We start from the raw sequence: 17,083 nt of genomic DNA, 5'->3' as shown, positions 1-17,083 counted from the left end.
ATGGGAACAGTATTGGCAATAATGGGAGGATATTATCTCCTTAGCGGGCAGGCTTTCAAAGCCGCTGGCGAAGCAGCAAAATGGATTGATGAAAAGGTGAATCAGTCCAAGGACAAGAAAATGTAACGTTGCAATTGCAGTAGAGTTACACTTCTTTACACAATAAATTTGTGAGACAAAATGAATTGGATGTAAGGGAGTATAACTCTACTACATGCAATAAGAATTGTTACTATCTTTACATGCGAAAACAGGAATTTTTAATCAAATAGTGAAAGTTATGGGACTGATTGGATCTCTTTATCATACAGCCAAGGGCATATATGCAATGGCTAATCACGACTCAGAAAAAGCTAACGAAGAACTGGACAAGGCAGTGGACAGTCTTCATAGAACAATGATAATTTAATTCTATAGACAATGAAAACAGAAAGAGTAAATAGCCTTTTGGCTGAAATCGTAAGTAGTCAGGGATTCATTAACATTGACCAAAACGATGTTGATAGTTTCAAGGCTAATGTCGGCGATATTGACGCAGAAAAGGTTTCTGGGAAGATCGAAGAGATTGGCGTTATGCTCGATAACGCCATCTCCTCAATTATTGAGAGAAACGACAGCAAACAGGTAAAAGGATTGCTATTCGTCATTCGACTTCCACAAGATAATTGTTTCATGGAGAATATAAATGACATCCATGAGGTAATAGACAAACTGGGCGAAGAATTGGAATGCAAATGGGGAATATCTACAATGGACAATTTGCAAAATGACCAATTTGAGCTTATAGTGGTAATAGGATTTTAATACGGAATGTTATGGGATGGTATGACCTAACTTCGAGACAACAAGAGTTGGATCGTAAAATAGAAAACAGTGGCATTAAGTTGGATTCTTCCAATAGTTGCCTAAAGAAAGTAATGCGAGCCATTGGGGCATCAAGCAGCGAAGAAAATTATGTGAAAAGCCGAATCGCTCTCCGATTGAAGACCCAAGCACTGCTTGATGATACGGATGACTTCATCAACAGTACAGAAAAGATGTTGGATGACTTCAAGAAAGATGATGAGAAATGGGAACGAGAAGGTCGAAAACTCGGCTTTAAGTTTTGGGACTAAAATATGTTTATTATGACACAGGAAGCATTTAATCAGATTATAGAAGCAGCTCGTCATGGTGACGTGTTTGCCCAAACCGCACTAGGAATCATGCTGTGTGAGGGCAAGATAGTACAACCAAACCGGGAACATGGTTTGGGTTGGCTGAAGAATGCAGCCCAATGCAACTGCCTTTGGGCAAGGGACGCTTATGCTGAATACTCTCAGCCGCAAAATCAACCATCACAGTCCTCTGCTTCCAATGGAATTGCAGACAACACTGATTACGAGCAGGAGTTGAATAATCTGATTGGGCTGGAACGTGTCAAAACAGACATAGACTCTCTTCGAAACCTGCTCCGTATTCAGAAAATGAGGGAACAGAGTGGGCTACCAACCACTTCTGTGTCCTACCACTGCGTTTTCACAGGCAATCCCGGTACAGGCAAAACAACCGTAGCCAGAATAGTGGCAGGTATTTACAAAGAACTGGGTGTGCTGCAGAAAGGACATCTTGTAGAGGTTGACCGCAGTAAGTTAGTTGCAGAGTATGTGGGACAGACAGCAGTTAAAACAAACAAGGTCATTGATGATGCGCTGGATGGAGTGCTGTTCATCGACGAGGCATATACACTTGTAGGTGGAGAAAATGACTTTGGGGCGGAAGCCATTGCAACGTTGCTGAAACGTATGGAAGATGACAGAGACAGACTTGTGGTTATCCTTGCTGGATATACGGACGAGATAAAAGGATTCATCGAGTCAAATCCCGGCCTCCAATCGCGATTCAACAGATATATCCAGTTTGATGACTACTCTGTTGAGGAATTAGTGAAGATATTCAAGTTCAACCTAAGAAAGTCTCATTATAAGATTAAGCGGGATGCACTTGAAGTACTGCAAGCGAGAATCGAGCAAGCTGTGCGTCATAAGGACAAGCATTTCGGCAATGCAAGATATTGCAGGAACATCTTTGAGAAGATAATCCAGAACCAAGCCAATAGACTGGCTAAGATGGACACAATAGACAACGAGCAACTCGTGATAATAACAAAAGAAGACATTAACATATAAAGAAAGGGGATATGGACAAGATACTAAGATTATTTGGAGGAAGCGAACAATTGTGGCAGTACATACAAAAGTATGCAAAAACCGCTGGCATTGAAGGAACACGTACCGTCTTAGAGTTGTATTACGTGTTGAAGTCACCTGACACTCCAGGATTGGACAAGACTATCATAGTGGCAGCCCTTGCCTATCAACTTCTTCCAGAAGACTTGATAAGCACAGAGAACTTTGGCATTCTTGGCTTTATTGACAATGGTGCCGCACTTGCATTGGCATATAATAGGGTGAAATCGCGTGTCACCCCGCAAATCGATGCACAGGTAAATGCCATCCTCAATCAGTGGTTTGGTGGTATGCAACCTGCCATAGCAAGCGATGCACCTTCTAACAACAACTGGAATAACCCTACTTCATACAATGACGGATGGCGTGAGCAGCCTGTGCAGACTCCTCCCCAGTTCAACACTCAGGGACCAGTAAACAAGCCACGTAAGCCAACCACACCAATGTGGGATGACGATGATGTGGTGATAGATTGATAATATATATATTCACATAAAGAAATACGAAGATGACACCATACGAGCAATTAGGATTTACATTGCCTTCAGCGGCAGGTATTGGTCAAGCAGTAGAAGCCATGCCTGCTGGTGAGAGGGTAATTTCGGGATATTTCGCCGGTCAAATGGCAGGAATGGTATATGCTGGCTGGAAATCCCGCAGAACTGCTGCTGAGCATAATGCCAGAGCTATCAGTTTCCAAGAGGAACTAAACCAGATTCGCAATGAGTTTGGTGACAGGAAAATGCAGGCTGAAATTGAATTCCTCCATGAGTGTCATGACCTTGGTATGAAAAACCAAAGAGAGGCAGCCCTTCAGTCGTGCCGTGACCGTCAACAGGAAGAAGAGTTCAGACGTTTCTGTGAGAAGTCTTGGAACACGCATTTTCGTCCGCAAATCAACGCTGTATTAGAAGAGATGCTACATCCTTCCACGGATAACATCGGCGTTCCAAGGCTAAAATTGATGGTTGCACGTACACCGTTGACAGCAAAGAGCATGGACAAGAAGGGCGCATACGCAGACTTCTGTGATGAGTTTAAAGAGGATTTCTTGTTGCATTATAATCTTGGTTTGGATTCCATCTGGATGAGAGGCTGGGAATGTGACTGCGTAAGTGCCATGGCAGACACCATGAACTTGCATTACATCATGCAAGGTCTGCCAACAGTTATCATCTATCCTGTTCAGCGAGGTGACATTCTCTCAATAGAAACCGCGACATGGGGTTATCAGTTAGGACAGAGTCACATGATTATGGACAAGACATTTAGGGTGCCGATGTCCAAAATAGCAGAGAACCCTGAAAGAATGAGAACCCTGATGATTGCTGCTGCAGCATACATTGATGACTGTTATCGACTGATGCTTCATCATTCACCAGCAGACTCTCTTTATAAGATAAAAGGTTTGCTGCAAGAGGATGAACTTGTCTGGAATATGTTGACCACAAAATATCGTGGACTCATCATCCAAAGCCAGAGCAATATCGATACCATGATTATCGATGAAGAAGAAATTAAGAAACTTGATAAGACGATTGAATCATGATTATAGCAGGTGCAACAATAGGAGCAGTATCGTTTGGCATACAAGCATACAATGCCTGGAGGAACGAAAAGAACGCCAAGACCATCCAAGAGAAGCAAGAGGCATATCAGCGTGCCGTTATGGAGAAGAATTTTGAGGTGGCCATGGAACAGTTTCATGCCATGGCAGATGCGAGAAGGCAGATTATAGAAGAGGAACGCATAGAAAGAAAGAACGTCATGCAGGAGATGCACAAGCAGAACCTGCAAACAATTGCCGAACTGGCATCCTTGGAAAAATGGCCTTTAGCAGTCATGCCTTTGGTAATGAGAGACGACAACCTTTTCGGTTACGAAACTGACGATGTGGAAAGCATTGTTCCCATCAACGTGATTATGGGTCCATGCAGAGACCGTAACTTCCAGAATAAGATTTGGAAGGTCGTTGAAGACGAACTGTCCATCAGATTCGCCAAGTCATGGAACAAAGCCAGCAGTCACCCTGTCCTTTTCTATCAGGACGCATGGAAAGATGACAAAGACCCTGCGGACAGTGCTCAATGTGCCAATATTCATGCTTCAACGCAAAATGTGCCAACGATAATCTTTTCACCTGTACTGACAAAAAGAGGTCTCCAGATAGAGATGACCCATTGGTGCGTTACCGGAATGGATGCAAGCAATAGCTACTGCCGTGAAATCAGATTGTCATTAGAGGGGACGCATTACCAATACCATCAGAATGACGATTATGTGAATGTAGATATCGAACAGCTTGTATCGGAACTCGTTGATATGCTGGAGGGTATCATCGGTTATATGGATGACCAATATATGTGGTGCAGATATAGTGTGATACCATTGCTCCCACAATTACTGTCTATGCGTTATGACGTTGACCACGCAACCGTACAGAATATGTATGAGCAATATGTAGCCATGTTGAAGAGCAGCCTCAGTAATAGTCAAGTCCAGTTGATATTGGACTTTGATGCCGTGCTGTCGTATTGCGCTGTCATTGACCGATTTGGGAAAAGTGATGACGCATTCAAGGTGGTATGTTGTCAGTTCCTTGGTGAGAATGCACTTGTGGATCAAAAGATTGGGCTTCCATCCTACGAACTGGACAAATTGGTGACTTTCCTCAAATATGTAATGAATCACAAAAAAGAGATGAGCGTATCAGAAGGATTCATCAGCGGGCTTCATTACTGCATATCCCTTGAAAGTCTGTATCGGAACAGTGTTGAGAGCCTAAATACGGACAACAGAACCAACTCCTGTGATGAAGCTCATACATTCATTATGGCAGAGCCTATCACAGATAAAGCGAAACATTCGCTATCAACCGAGTGTCTTGACATCTGCGACAACCTTATAGAACGGTGTCGCCAAGAGACGGACGAGACTACCGACAGAAGGAATTGGGTTCGTCCAATGTTCAAAGAACAGGTTTTTGGGATCTTTGACCAAAAGGCAACAGATATATTAGGAGTTATTGATAATAAAGGCAATCAATATAGAGAAGAGACTATTGCAAGTGTATTAAACAAGACCTTATCTGCCCATCAGGAAAACGATTTGCTTCGTTTTGACAGTGAGGAGAAAGCACATGCCTTTGATGAATGTTATATGCGTCTGAAAGATTATGTCAAGTCAAAAGCAAACGATGTCAAAGTGGATTTCTGGAAGGACTCCTATATCAAGGACAGTGTGGAAAAAAGAATACTTGAATATTGTAATGCTTCCCTTGTCAAATGGATTGATTACATCTTTTTTAAAGAAGACATCATACATGACTCTATCTCTGATGAAGACAAGCAATTCATTGAGAGCAAAATGGTGAATCTCACCCAAATGCTTGACAAGATTGCCGACGATTATATAATAATAAGTTTTTCACCTCAAACAAAGTAATATAATGGACGCACATTTTGATACTACCGTTTACCACCCGACGTTTGATTTCAATCATGCGGTATATACTGATGCCCTTGGGCATTTCCACAATTTGGCTCACGAGTACAACCTGCCAGATGATGTAATACAGAATGCTGTACACGATGCGTGCGGCTTTATGCAGATGAATGACCTTGAAGTCAGAATGGATCAAAGTACAGGAGTTTACACGCATGACCCCACAACCCTGAATGATGATGTTCTCGGTTTCAGTCGTGAACAGATGTTGAATTTGGGTATTCATGATGAGCAATCGCTATCACTGATTTGCACACATGAAGTGGCTCATTGCATGTTGCAATACCTGAGCAATACGCATCAACTTAGTAATTGGCAGGAGGAACTCTCCTGTGATGCATTTATGGGTGTTCGGGCTGCGATAGAGGGTATTGACACAACAGCTGTTGAGGAATCATTAGGGCGCGAAACGCCCAGCCCGACGCATCCTAATGGTGAACTTCGTTTGAAGTATATAGAGATTGGCAAGGAGATAGGTGAAGACCTAAAATCTCACGGAATACCTGTGACAGCAGAGAATATTCTTGCAAGATTGAATGACCACGTTCAGGAAGATGCAAGCGAGATTTTCAAGCAGGAAGCCATCGTGAATGAGATTGCCCTGCAACAGGTACAAACCAATGCATACCATGGTACAAGTGGAGAAACTACTGGTAGCGTAGGAATTGTATCACAATCGGGTGATAGCGATACTACGGATGGTTCTGCATTCCATGGAATAACATATACGGCATCTGAGATTGCGGAACGTCGGCACCGAGTGGAGGACTGTGAAGACAGAGTGCGCAGGTTGAAGCACGAGTTAGAACTGCTGGAATACAAGGAAAGAGCTTTGAGAGGCAGAGAAAATAGTGTTGATGAATACCGGGCAACATGTAACAAGATACATGATACGCAGAGCAAGATTCACAGCGCGAATATCGACCTCAAAAATGCCAAACAGGCATTGAATCTTGCGCTATAGTATGAATTTTCATTGAATACCATTATGGCAAACATATTCGATAATCCTGCATTCCAGTTTCTTCAGAGACCTTCAATGGAAGACTTCTTGAAGCGATGCCAGCAACGTTTCAACCGATTTGGGTTGAGTGATGCTGACATCAACGATGCTATCAAGTCGGCTTGTGATTTCTTCAACATTCCGATGCCGAGGATGATACAAGACCTCACAAATGCCCAAAACGGGCAGACCATGTTTATGAATTGGGACAGGGGGAGTTATTACGATGACGTGCTGTGTTTCAATATGCAGCAGCTTATCAATATGAATGTCACCAACAAGGAGGCCTTCTCACTGGTAATGACTCATGAATGCGGCCACCGTGTCCTTCAAAACACCCAATTCCCTGGTGTGGCTAACGGACAATGGGAGTCGGAACTATGTCCTGACTTCTTTATGGGATGCAGAGCAGGATTATGGAATATGTCTTCTATAGAGAAAGTGGCTATGGGATTGCTGCTGACCAACGGCAGCCCAAGCCATCCTGAAGGGACTCTCAGAGCCATGTTTATCAGACATGGTCGTTATGTTGCTCCAGAAATGCATCGTCGCGGAATACCATTGACCATCCAAAATTTGGTTAATGAGTTTATGGCATTCAGAAACCAGAATCTCTATGAAATACAGAATCTGCAGCGAAAGTATTATAGGTTTTAAGATGTTTTGCATATGATATTAATAATTAGCTCAATAGTAGTAATAGCAATAGGAGTTGGTTTGGCTTGTCTTCGTTCAAAAAGGAAATTCGAGGATAAAGTCAACACTATTATGGATGCAGATGACTCAATCGATGTGATTGATACATCAAATTTAGAGGATGAATTTGACCGTATTGATGAATTACAGGAGAATATCGAAGAGATTCGCAATAATATTGAACAGCTCGATATTCCAACTCCTGAATATGTTTCTTCTTGTGATGACTCTGAGTCATCCCTGAATAAACTATCTAAGTTCTTTGAAGAACATTCTTTAGCTACAGTTGGCACAGAACAGTTTATACTATCTGTTATACCTTCATCGCAAATAGGTCAGTCTCTACATTCCATTGCAGAAGTATTGCCTCCGAATTTAGGTCATGCTGTGTTTGGTGATGCCATTTCTGCAATCAAGGATAATGCATCCTCTTTTTTTTCAGCCGATGGTCTTCAAAGGTTTTGTTATGGGATGCAACACTTAGGAAAGATGCAGATGGCATCAATGATGCATGAAGTATCGCACCACAATATTGCTAGTGCAGCTTTAACTCCGTTAAAATCGGGTGCCATGGAAGCATTAGGAGTAAATGACGCAACACGTGAATTGGCTCATTCCATCACTTCTATGGGAAACGATATGAATACAGCATTGGAAGCAAGTCAATGTATTGATGATTTTACGAATGCTTCTGATTTTGACATTACAGGTCACATACCTGTTGTTACAATAGCCATCTCTTCATTTAGAGAATATCAATTGCTTACAGAAGATAAAACGGACTATATTACTTCATTGAAAAATATAGCGTTGGATGCCGCCGGAGCAGGTGTTGGTGCAATTGCAGGAGCTAAGGGTGGCGCTCTTGCAGGAGGATGTTTTTTGGGACCATTAGGAGCAGGTATAGGCGCATTATTGGGGGGCATTGGAGGTGCTTTAGCTGGACGATTCGCAACCAATAAGATTAAACAGATACCACTTAATAATGCTATAGAAGCTTATGAGAAGGAATACTATATCATGAAGGAAGAGACTGATAAAAAAAGTAGGGAAACCCTGTCTGCTATACGAAACTTTGCAGATGAGAAAAAAGAAGAGTTTCATAGTGCTGAGATTATTGAGAATGTTCCTGTTACAGATACGTCTTCTGTGGCTGAGCAGATTGCGATATCTATTTATAGTTTCATCCTTAATGAAGTGGCAGAAATGAAACTTGGTGTCAACAACTTAAAGAAATCAATATGGTATTCAGCCAACAAATATGATGATATAATAAAAGAATATGAGGCTCAAATTGAGGATATTGAAAGCCAATTGCCAGACATAGACCTTGTCAAGGAAGATCCACGATTGGTGATAGACACCTTAGTTAATATAAAGATGCCCAATAGAAGAAGCAACTTGAAAATTCAAACAAAGTTAGAGGAATGTAGCAATGAGTTGAAGGCTGTCAACGACAAGAACAACTCTTCCATACTGGTTTGGTCATACATGATAAATAATCTATATCAGAAGACTCTCAATGACATAGCAGATTTTTCCAATGAGAAAATGCAGAGTTTGAATCTCTTATTTACTACATGGAAAGAAAAGATGAAAGATCTGCAAAATACAGTGGAAAAAGAACGTGCAAAATTGGGATAAATACGAAATATGGTAACACAAGAGGTCTATGAACACATGGCTGAATGGTGGAAATTCCAACGTCGCCATGAATGCAATCTGTTTGAAGCCCTTTTCAAGGACAGAGAGGATGTCACTGAAGAGGATATAGTTGCTATTGTGACTAACGTAGCAGAGTTCTTCAATATGCCGACACCAGAGATAAGCAGTAAGTGCGAGACGTTTGCCGAGGTGCTGTTGGGTGACAATGCCGACAAATGCGAATTGTCTTATAATATGGAAATGCTGAAAAAGACAGGTATCAACAACAATGATGCCTTCACCTTGTGTTTCGTTCATGAGATGGCACACCAAATGCTCTTTCATTACCGCTTTTCTCTGTTCTGCAGCGAACGATGGATTCAGGAACTTGCAGCGGACATGACAGCCGGATTATATGCGGCAAGACATCTATTGACAACAGGCAAATTCAAATACGCATTGTCAAGACAGAAATACAGCCTTACACATCCCGATGGCAAGTTGAGGAAGGAAATTGTAGAATGTGGCCGTCAAAATCTGGAACGGATGAGAGTGGATGGCAACACGATTATGGACATCGTGATAAGATACATGCCGTTTTTCGTTTATACCCACTACGACACGTTAGAAAGCGATTATCGAAAGATGGCATACGAACTTGAATTACCTTCACCTCCCCCACCGCAGCCTGTCAGGATTGAAGACCTGCCAGATAGCAACTTGATTAAGCAAGTAGTAATGAAACATAGAAAACAAAAAGATAAAGACAATGAGAATAATTGATAAATCCCCCATGGATGAGCCTTGTATTGGCAAGCTCATCAAAGAAAACTGTTCGGTCGGACAGTTCCTCGATAATTGTATATACCTGATAGCAGACGAGGAATCCTCATTTGCGAAAAAGGCTGTGTCGTTGATGGAAGAGTATAATGCCAAAATACAGGAACAGAACAAGGTATATTTCAACGACTATGACTTGGAGGTAATACAGCATGTAGAACTGAAGAACCATCCCAAGATCAAGGAGCGCATTGAGCAGTATGGCGATAATTTCGTGATACAATTAAAAAATCATGCGGATAGTGAGAAGAATTTCATCGTTGCCAAGACAAGCGAAGATAATCTGCTTAGTGACCTTCTCATGATGATGTATGCTGCAGAACGCATCACCAAACATGACATTGGAGAAGCCATAAAGGCTTTTGCGAAAGACAATACGGACGAGTTCATAGAACTTGCTAAGAATGCCATTAATGACGAGGCATTCCAATACAAGTATCTTGCAGGATTGGCTGACAATGCGATGCAACCATCCTTTGGTATGGCAGCATCAACTGCCGCTCTGAAGGAACGGTTGGAGGTTAAAGGTGTTATTACCCACCAACAAAGGATGGAGATGTATTCCCGTTTCTTGGACAACCTTAAGATATACCACAAGACCCATGACCCTAAGGTTGCGGCAGAGCTTGACTTCGTCATCAGTATCATTGACCCTGTCACTTTGCGTATGCTCTTCCTCAAACAATCACCCAAGTTGCAGGAGAAGATTAACAACTACATCAACCCGCGACGAATGGCAGAGGTATCTACCATGGATTTAGAAGTACGAAAAGTAAAAAAAATAGACGTAAACAGAAAGAACGATGGATATTATCGTCTCTTTCTTGTTAGAGATGAAGAGGCGTTGCAAGTTCACTTCAGCAGAAAGAACGGTTGCATCCTCTACCTGATATATCTGTTGGACAGAAAAAAGAATGGCGACAAGGTTGACACGCTGAATCTGATACAATATAAAGAGTTGTTTGGCAAACTGTACAATATCGTATATGGAATAAATGGTGAGCAATTCTTTATTGACATGATGAAGAACTATAACGCCAATAACGAAGTGCAGCAAAAGGGGTTATATACCGTGCTGAAAAGCATCCGTGACGACATAGGAGGCACCTGCGAGAGGATGCAAGAACCTGCAGAACCATTCCTTCTCCGTGATATAGCATCGCATCTTGCAGTCTTGCCAGACCATATCAAACTGCCCGATGAGATAATGACAATGATTTAGTGTTAAATTCGATTAACATATTACGATAACAACCTGATTTTCAGTGGGGAATAATTTGATATAAGAGGCACATTACAAAGCACCTTCATTCTGTCAAAATCTGCCGACCTTTGCAATGAAATTTAACATTGCAGAGGTCGGTTTTCGTATGCATAAACTTAAAGATTTGACAGATATGAAGAAGAATGAAACAACAGGTAGCGCAACCCTCAAAGGCGCAACAAGCAACGGAGTAAAGACTCCTGGTATCGGACAAGCTGTCAAGGACTTTATCATGGGTCTGCTTGTCGTTGTCCGTATGGAGATTGAAGACCGTAAGAAGTCACTCGATGTGACAGATGAGCAACTTGCGGAGCTGGTTCTTGCTCGTATAGAGGAAGATAAGCTGACTTTCTCTGATGAAAAAGAGGAACGTAAGTACTATGGTGTTGTAACACGCGAAGTGGTATGGAACTATGCTAATGCGACGGAGGCAGAACGTATTATCAACCGTTTGAAGTCTGGAGACCAACTGTTCGCCCAGAAGTTTTTCTATGGTAAGAATAACAACGAATGCAACATCAGCCGTTTCCGTTCCAAGATTATCGCACAGATCAAGCAGACATATCACTATGAGGTGAGTGTCGAGGAGTTTGGTAATATTGTCTATACCCATTTATGGGATAATGGAACATGGAGCGTATTGGATAACTATGCAAAAAAGAGCAGCTTCTTCTGCTGGCTTGAACAAGTTTCACGCCATGAAGTCATGAGAGTACTGGAAGACATGAAGGTCATCAATGTGAGCCGTGAGCGCACTTCGGGTAATACTCGCTTGCTCGGCACCTCCATCTCGCCTGATGTGTGGGAACTCATCATTACAGACCTTATGCCTGAGGGAATGTATAAGAATCTCCTGATGGCATCCTACGTTGAACGCAAGAACGAAAAGAAGATGGCAAAGGACTTTAAACTGGAAGCAGAATCATTACGCTCAGAAATCAAGAAGGCAGAAATGGCTTTGAAAGACAAACTGATCCGCGGTGACAGCTATTATGAGGAGTTGGTATTGAGGGACAAGACTCCGCGCAATGTCGAGGTATCGGAAGAGTTTATCAAGGAGTTTGTGAAATGGCAGGAAGGAAAGAGTGATGCCAGTCCTTTGGCAGATGTCTTCGGTGTCAATCTTGACAAGGAAGAAATCAATGACAAGGTCGTGGACTTCCTTTACCGCTTCTCTGAAAAACTGCAATGGTCTGACGAGGACAAACTTATATGGCGTTTGCGCTTCATTGAAAACACAGCACCCGTTGAAGTGGCAGAACGTTGCGGAAGAGCACGTGCGTGGTTGGACACCCGCTATTCACGCCTGAACAAGAAGTTCAATGCCGCTATCCGTGAATGGTGGAAAAACAACGCATGACAGAAAGGTGCTTGGCGTTCTACATTGATAGAACGCCAGCACTTTCCACATCTTTATTATAAGTAAAATAAACAATATGGATAAAGAAATTATTTCAACTAACAGGGTTAAGGCTTTTCTCACAGATAACATCGAGAAATTTGCCGGTTTCGTCAATCAAGTGATTCATGACGAGGAGTTTTTAAAGTGTGTAAGGGAACTGCTTCCATTTGACGGAGTGGCATACGCTTCGATGAACGTTCTGCCAGAGAAACAGGTCGTAAAGAAAATGGGAATAATTATCATGCGGATGGATATGGAACCTTCCCTGTTCTCCTTAGCTGTCACAATAACGATAGACAGAGGAAACAATGAGAAGCCACATGATATTTCTGTTTTCCTAATCGCTTGCAAGACTATCGAGGAGTTGCAGGAATATGTCAATGGAGACAAATTCAGGGAAGAAGTGATTGAACAATGCGGCAACAAGACAATCTGTGATGATGAACTTTTACAGAAGATTGCATCATTAGACATAGAAGGAGAAGAATAAAGCTATGTAAATCAATGATTTTGAGACTTACGGGTTACAAATAGTATTAATTTTGCATTCAAAACAGAATAATTATGGTTCAAGTAATAACACGAGAATGGGAAATAGCAAAGACCTATATATATGAGGTAGCTTTGAGAGACGGGATGATAAGGCTCGACTGGAACGATTTTGAGATGAAAGCGTGGAAAAGCAAGCCTGCTGTAGCAGTAAAAGTGGATGAACCGCTCGGCATATCAGAAATGTCGGTCAAGGCCATTGATGAGATAAAGAAGAATATCAATAATACGCTTTCAAGCGTGATAATCATCATATCCTACAAAAAAGACCAGCCTCTGATGATGGATGAGCTGGGAGGAATGAACGAATGTCTATCACGTCTTGCTGAAGAGGATGTTGAAATTAACTGGGGTGTTCAAGAAGCGGATGAGATTACAAACTCCCGGAGCATGACAGTATTTGCGTTTGAAAAACTATAAAACGATGAATTTATGAACATAAAAGTGCATTATGAAGAAGTGGCGAACTATGTGGAAAAGCACTATATGATTCGTCCACAGTTGAAACGCATCGATGACAAGACACTCGAAGTATCTTGCCAATTGGGTCGTTTCATTCCACCTATGGTGCTTCAAATCCACATTGAAGCTATGCGCAAGGATGTTGTGTGCTTGTCATACGAATGTGGGACAGGCATGGCAATGTTGATTGCCGGTGCTGTGGAACACCTTGACAACAAACTGCCACACGGAATAGAAATCAAGCCCGAAGACAAAAGAATCAATCTTTTCCCTGATCATGTTAAAGAGATTCGGCAAATTATGGAATATGCACAACTTGACGGCATACAAATCCATGAAGACGGCTTGGAGATATTGGTTAGTCTAAGATAATCATAATCGTTATGGGTAAAACGACAGTTCGATATAAACTGAAGAAGGCTTTTTCTGAGCTTGGAGCAGAGATGAAGAAAGACTCTTGTGGTCTTTACATCGTCAAATACAACTCGATGGAATATTTCCTCGATATGGATGAAAAGGAAGGTGCTTTTTGCATCTTGCAAACCGTCATGGGACTTCAAGGGGAATTGTCACAAAGCGAATTTGACATAATGTTGGATGTCGTAAGAAGTTTCCACAAGGAATATAATGGCGATTGGAACGATGGGCTGTCGTATGTGTATTCACCATGGTATAATATCAATGAGTCAAATGAATTCAACAGTAAGAGTCTGGAAAGAATCATCAAAGATTTCTTCGAAGCTTGGTCGTTTGCTTGCGCAAATGCTTGCCTTATTACGGACACCTCAATCTGGAAATAAACAAAATACGACTAATATGAATAAGAAGAATACAAGATTGGTATCAGCTCTCAACCATGCGGCAGCATTGGTTGGCGAGCGACAGAGTCTGAACGGCATGGAAACGGGACTTGGGTTGACCTTGCAACGTGACCGCTGTTTGGAGGAAGTACGGACTATTACCGATGGTCTGTTCCGTGTGGTCATCATGGGTACATTCACTTCGGGCAAGAGTACCCTTGTAAATGCCTTGTTAGGAAGCCGCATCTTGCCTGAGTCGGCTCTGCCAAGCACAGCCATTCTCACCTTCATCCAGTATGGCTGCGATGAGGATGACGTGGAGATTCATTTCAAGGACACTGTAAATGCAGACGGCAGTGTAACGGCAGGACGTGTGGAACATGTCAGCAAACAGGAATTTGTCGCTACATATCAATATACGAATGCCGACAATGAGGAATTTGCGCAGACGGGCAGCGTGGCACGCTTCAAGGATGTGGCATATTCCATTGTCCGCTGCTCGTTGCCACTGATGGCAGATGGTGTGAACATAGTCGATAGTCCGGGATTGGAGGACAAGGCTGTGGCGACAGAGCTTGCCCTCGACATAGCCGCCAAGGCACAGGCTATTGTCTATCTGTGTGGCGAGCGTGGTTTTGCGGAGGCTGACCGCGAATACTTTCAGGAACATTTCAAGGGTAATCCAGGCAACGTGTTCTTCGTGCTCAACAAGATAGACAACATAGCATCTGATGTGCAGCGTGAGCAGGCGATGGAGCGGGTTCGCAATGACGTGAAAGCCTGTTTCACCAAGGCAGACGGAAGCATTGACGAGGTGTTGATGAAGAAGCGTGTGTTCGGACTGTCTGCCTTATTGGCTCTTGATGCCCGCAGGGGAATGACTTTCGACGAGGACTTGCAGCGAGACGTGGCGATAGACAAACAGAAGGCGGAGCTGAAGATGCAACGCAGCCAGTTCCTGCCATTTGAGCAAGCCCTGCAGGAATTTCTGACTACCGATGAGCGTTGCACTGCACAATACAGGAAGGTGTTCCGCACGATGCTCGACACTTATAACGATGCTGTGGAAAAGGTTCGTGAGGACAGAGCCATCTATGAGCGTAACGGTCAGCTCAGTGCCGAAAAGCAGGATGAATGTCTGCGTATTATCGGTGAGATAGAAACGGGTCTGAGCGCAACAGAGACCTCATTTGACAACTGCACCTTGAAACTGCAAAACACTTTGGCGATGCTAATTCGCAATGCCGTGGATAGTGTCGATAGTACATGGGAGGTGGATCTGGAGACACTGCATGAGAAAATACGCTTTGGCATGAGGGACTATCTCTCATTGGCGTTGAGCAATATCAATGTGTTCAAGTCGAAGGAAGCCAGAGAAGAAGACATCAAGCGACTGTTGCAGCCTTTCTCTGAAATCATCGCCGACCATATAGCCGGCAAGATTGACCAGTTTATGGATAACAACCGTGCAGTGCTCGACAATGCTATCAGAGAGGCTGAGCAGTCGGTGAACATCAATCTCAACAACGTGTCGGGGCTGTTCTCACAGCTTGGCAATGTGCTGACAGAAATGCCACAGATGGGCAAAGGCAAGGACCAGGACTGGCTGCAAGCCATCATTTCCTATTGTGTGGGAGATGCCAGTGCCATCATTAAGAACTGTGCCGGTGGACGCACGGCATGGATGGAGTTCATCCGTAAGGCTGTGTTCAACGGAGTATGGCAGTGGTTGGTCATTCAGATTGTGACTGGCGGTTGGGGCATCGTGATATGCGCCCTCATCGAATGGATGCAGATAAAGAACGGCAAGAACGAGATGGTGGACCGTATGCTCACGGAAAGCAAGAATGTTGCCCTGAAGGAAATCCACAACAAGTTGGACGACCGTCTGCACGACATGAATGTGAACATTGCCATCAAGGTGAACGAGGTGAAGGATGCCAAATGCGGCGATGCCCGTCAGAGACTGGCAGACGAGCGGAACCGACTTGCTGAAATAGAGCGGAACATGCGTGACAATGCTTTCAATGCAGGACAAGAGAAGGAACGTACTGACCACATCATCGAGGCATTGGCGCAGGAAATCAGAGCCTGTCATGAAGATGTGTTTGGAACTCCTTACACGGAGGCATTGGCAACTATATAATATTAAGGTATGGATACGGAATTGCTTATACTGTTTAACGCCCAGTGGCACGGCATAAGGGATGTCGTGCTATCTGAGGCTAAAAGACAGATGGCGGCAGGAGGAAAGGTAGATGCCCTGCAGCTTACCGCCAAGCTACACGAAGAGACTGCCAAATGGCAACGGGGCGTGTTGGCACGTGGCGTATGGTTCAAGGCTTTTAAGGAGACCAGGCCGGAAGAAGCCGCAAGGTTTTCTATAAAAACGGACACCATGTCTATCCTTGAACCCATCAAGAACAAGAAGCCATCAAATGGTTGGGTGTATTTCCTTTTCGTGGCATTGACTTCTTTGCTTGGCTATGTGCTGCATATAGAAACGGAAATGAGTGTTGTCGAGCAGGTGTTCTATCCCATTCTGTCATTCGTCATCATGCAGACACTGTATGTCCCTGTAAGAAACAGGCGCAAGGCATCTTTTGAACGCAGGGTGTTAGAAGACATAGACCATCAGTTGGATGATATGCGTCAAGAATTGGAACTATATGTGAAGTAAGAAGATAGAAC

Annotated in this window: 19 protein-coding genes; all 19 read left to right on the top strand. The window is 43.1% G+C overall.

Annotated features, from left to right (window positions below; translation table 11 throughout):
* The 19 genes from CIK93_RS14025 to CIK93_RS07935 all read left to right on the top strand — a co-directional run bounded on the left by CIK93_RS14025 (position 1) and on the right by CIK93_RS07935 (position 17,072).
* Positions 1-126: a hypothetical protein gene (locus tag CIK93_RS14025; protein WP_256387361.1), complete on the top strand. Its 126-nt coding sequence runs from the start codon at positions 1-3 to the stop codon at positions 124-126.
* A gap of 294 nt (positions 127-420) precedes the next feature.
* A complete protein-coding gene (locus tag CIK93_RS08015; protein ID WP_094447054.1) occupies positions 421-804 on the top strand; it encodes a hypothetical protein in 384 nt (127 codons plus the stop codon).
* Positions 805-815: 11 nt separating this feature from the next.
* Positions 816-1,115, top strand: a complete 300-nt coding sequence (locus tag CIK93_RS08010; protein ID WP_094399479.1) for a hypothetical protein — start codon at positions 816-818, stop codon at positions 1,113-1,115.
* Positions 1,116-1,127: 12 nt separating this feature from the next.
* Entirely contained in the window at positions 1,128-2,168 is a 1,041-nt protein-coding gene (locus tag CIK93_RS08005; RefSeq protein ID WP_158215497.1) for an AAA family ATPase, read from the top strand.
* An 11-nt stretch (positions 2,169-2,179) separates the two neighbouring features.
* A complete protein-coding gene (locus CIK93_RS08000) occupies positions 2,180-2,704 on the top strand; it encodes a YkvA family protein (protein ID WP_094399475.1) in 525 nt (174 codons plus the stop codon).
* Between the two features lie 32 nt (positions 2,705-2,736).
* Positions 2,737-3,777 (top strand): hypothetical protein, encoded by a 1,041-nt coding sequence (locus CIK93_RS07995; protein ID WP_094399473.1) that lies wholly within the window; start codon positions 2,737-2,739, stop codon positions 3,775-3,777.
* On the top strand, positions 3,774-5,672 hold the full coding sequence (locus tag CIK93_RS07990; protein WP_094399471.1) for a hypothetical protein: 1,899 nt from the start codon (positions 3,774-3,776) through the stop codon (positions 5,670-5,672). The genes CIK93_RS07995 and CIK93_RS07990 overlap by 4 nt, the downstream gene beginning before the upstream one ends.
* Positions 5,673-5,676: 4 nt before the next feature.
* Complete coding sequence (locus tag CIK93_RS07985; RefSeq protein WP_094399469.1) at positions 5,677-6,696, top strand: hypothetical protein; 1,020 nt, start codon at positions 5,677-5,679, stop codon at positions 6,694-6,696.
* Between the two features lie 24 nt (positions 6,697-6,720).
* Positions 6,721-7,392 (top strand): hypothetical protein, encoded by a 672-nt coding sequence (locus CIK93_RS07980; RefSeq protein WP_094399467.1) that lies wholly within the window; start codon positions 6,721-6,723, stop codon positions 7,390-7,392.
* Between the two features lie 12 nt (positions 7,393-7,404).
* Entirely contained in the window at positions 7,405-9,075 is a 1,671-nt protein-coding gene (locus CIK93_RS07975; RefSeq protein WP_094399466.1) for a hypothetical protein, read from the top strand.
* A 9-nt stretch (positions 9,076-9,084) separates the two neighbouring features.
* The gene (locus CIK93_RS07970; protein WP_094399464.1) at positions 9,085-9,858 is read left to right on the top strand and encodes a hypothetical protein; all 774 of its coding nucleotides are present in this window, start codon (positions 9,085-9,087) and stop codon (positions 9,856-9,858) included.
* Positions 9,845-11,137, top strand: a complete 1,293-nt coding sequence (locus CIK93_RS07965; protein WP_144007592.1) for a hypothetical protein — start codon at positions 9,845-9,847, stop codon at positions 11,135-11,137. The genes CIK93_RS07970 and CIK93_RS07965 overlap by 14 nt, the downstream gene beginning before the upstream one ends.
* Positions 11,138-11,312: 175 nt before the next feature.
* Complete coding sequence (locus CIK93_RS07960; RefSeq protein WP_141210130.1) at positions 11,313-12,539, top strand: hypothetical protein; 1,227 nt, start codon at positions 11,313-11,315, stop codon at positions 12,537-12,539.
* 76 nt (positions 12,540-12,615) lie between these two features.
* Positions 12,616-13,071, top strand: a complete 456-nt coding sequence (locus CIK93_RS07955; protein WP_094399458.1) for a hypothetical protein — start codon at positions 12,616-12,618, stop codon at positions 13,069-13,071.
* 74 nt (positions 13,072-13,145) lie between these two features.
* The gene (locus CIK93_RS07950) at positions 13,146-13,550 is read left to right on the top strand and encodes a hypothetical protein (RefSeq protein WP_094399456.1); all 405 of its coding nucleotides are present in this window, start codon (positions 13,146-13,148) and stop codon (positions 13,548-13,550) included.
* 12 nt (positions 13,551-13,562) lie between these two features.
* Positions 13,563-13,964: a hypothetical protein gene (locus CIK93_RS07945; protein WP_094399454.1), complete on the top strand. Its 402-nt coding sequence runs from the start codon at positions 13,563-13,565 to the stop codon at positions 13,962-13,964.
* 11 nt (positions 13,965-13,975) lie between these two features.
* A complete protein-coding gene (locus CIK93_RS13680; protein ID WP_158215496.1) occupies positions 13,976-14,392 on the top strand; it encodes a hypothetical protein in 417 nt (138 codons plus the stop codon).
* 16 nt (positions 14,393-14,408) lie between these two features.
* On the top strand, positions 14,409-16,538 hold the full coding sequence (locus CIK93_RS07940) for a dynamin family protein (RefSeq protein WP_158215495.1): 2,130 nt from the start codon (positions 14,409-14,411) through the stop codon (positions 16,536-16,538).
* A 9-nt stretch (positions 16,539-16,547) separates the two neighbouring features.
* Complete coding sequence (locus CIK93_RS07935) at positions 16,548-17,072, top strand: hypothetical protein (protein ID WP_094399450.1); 525 nt, start codon at positions 16,548-16,550, stop codon at positions 17,070-17,072.
* Positions 17,073-17,083: the final 11 nt, after the last annotated feature.

Origin of the sequence: Prevotella sp. P3-92 (assembly GCF_002251205.1) — a bacterium.
Classification (GTDB): domain Bacteria; phylum Bacteroidota; class Bacteroidia; order Bacteroidales; family Bacteroidaceae; genus Prevotella.
Note: the sequence above shows the minus strand (reverse complement) of the source record. Positions and strands in the feature narration are given on the sequence as shown.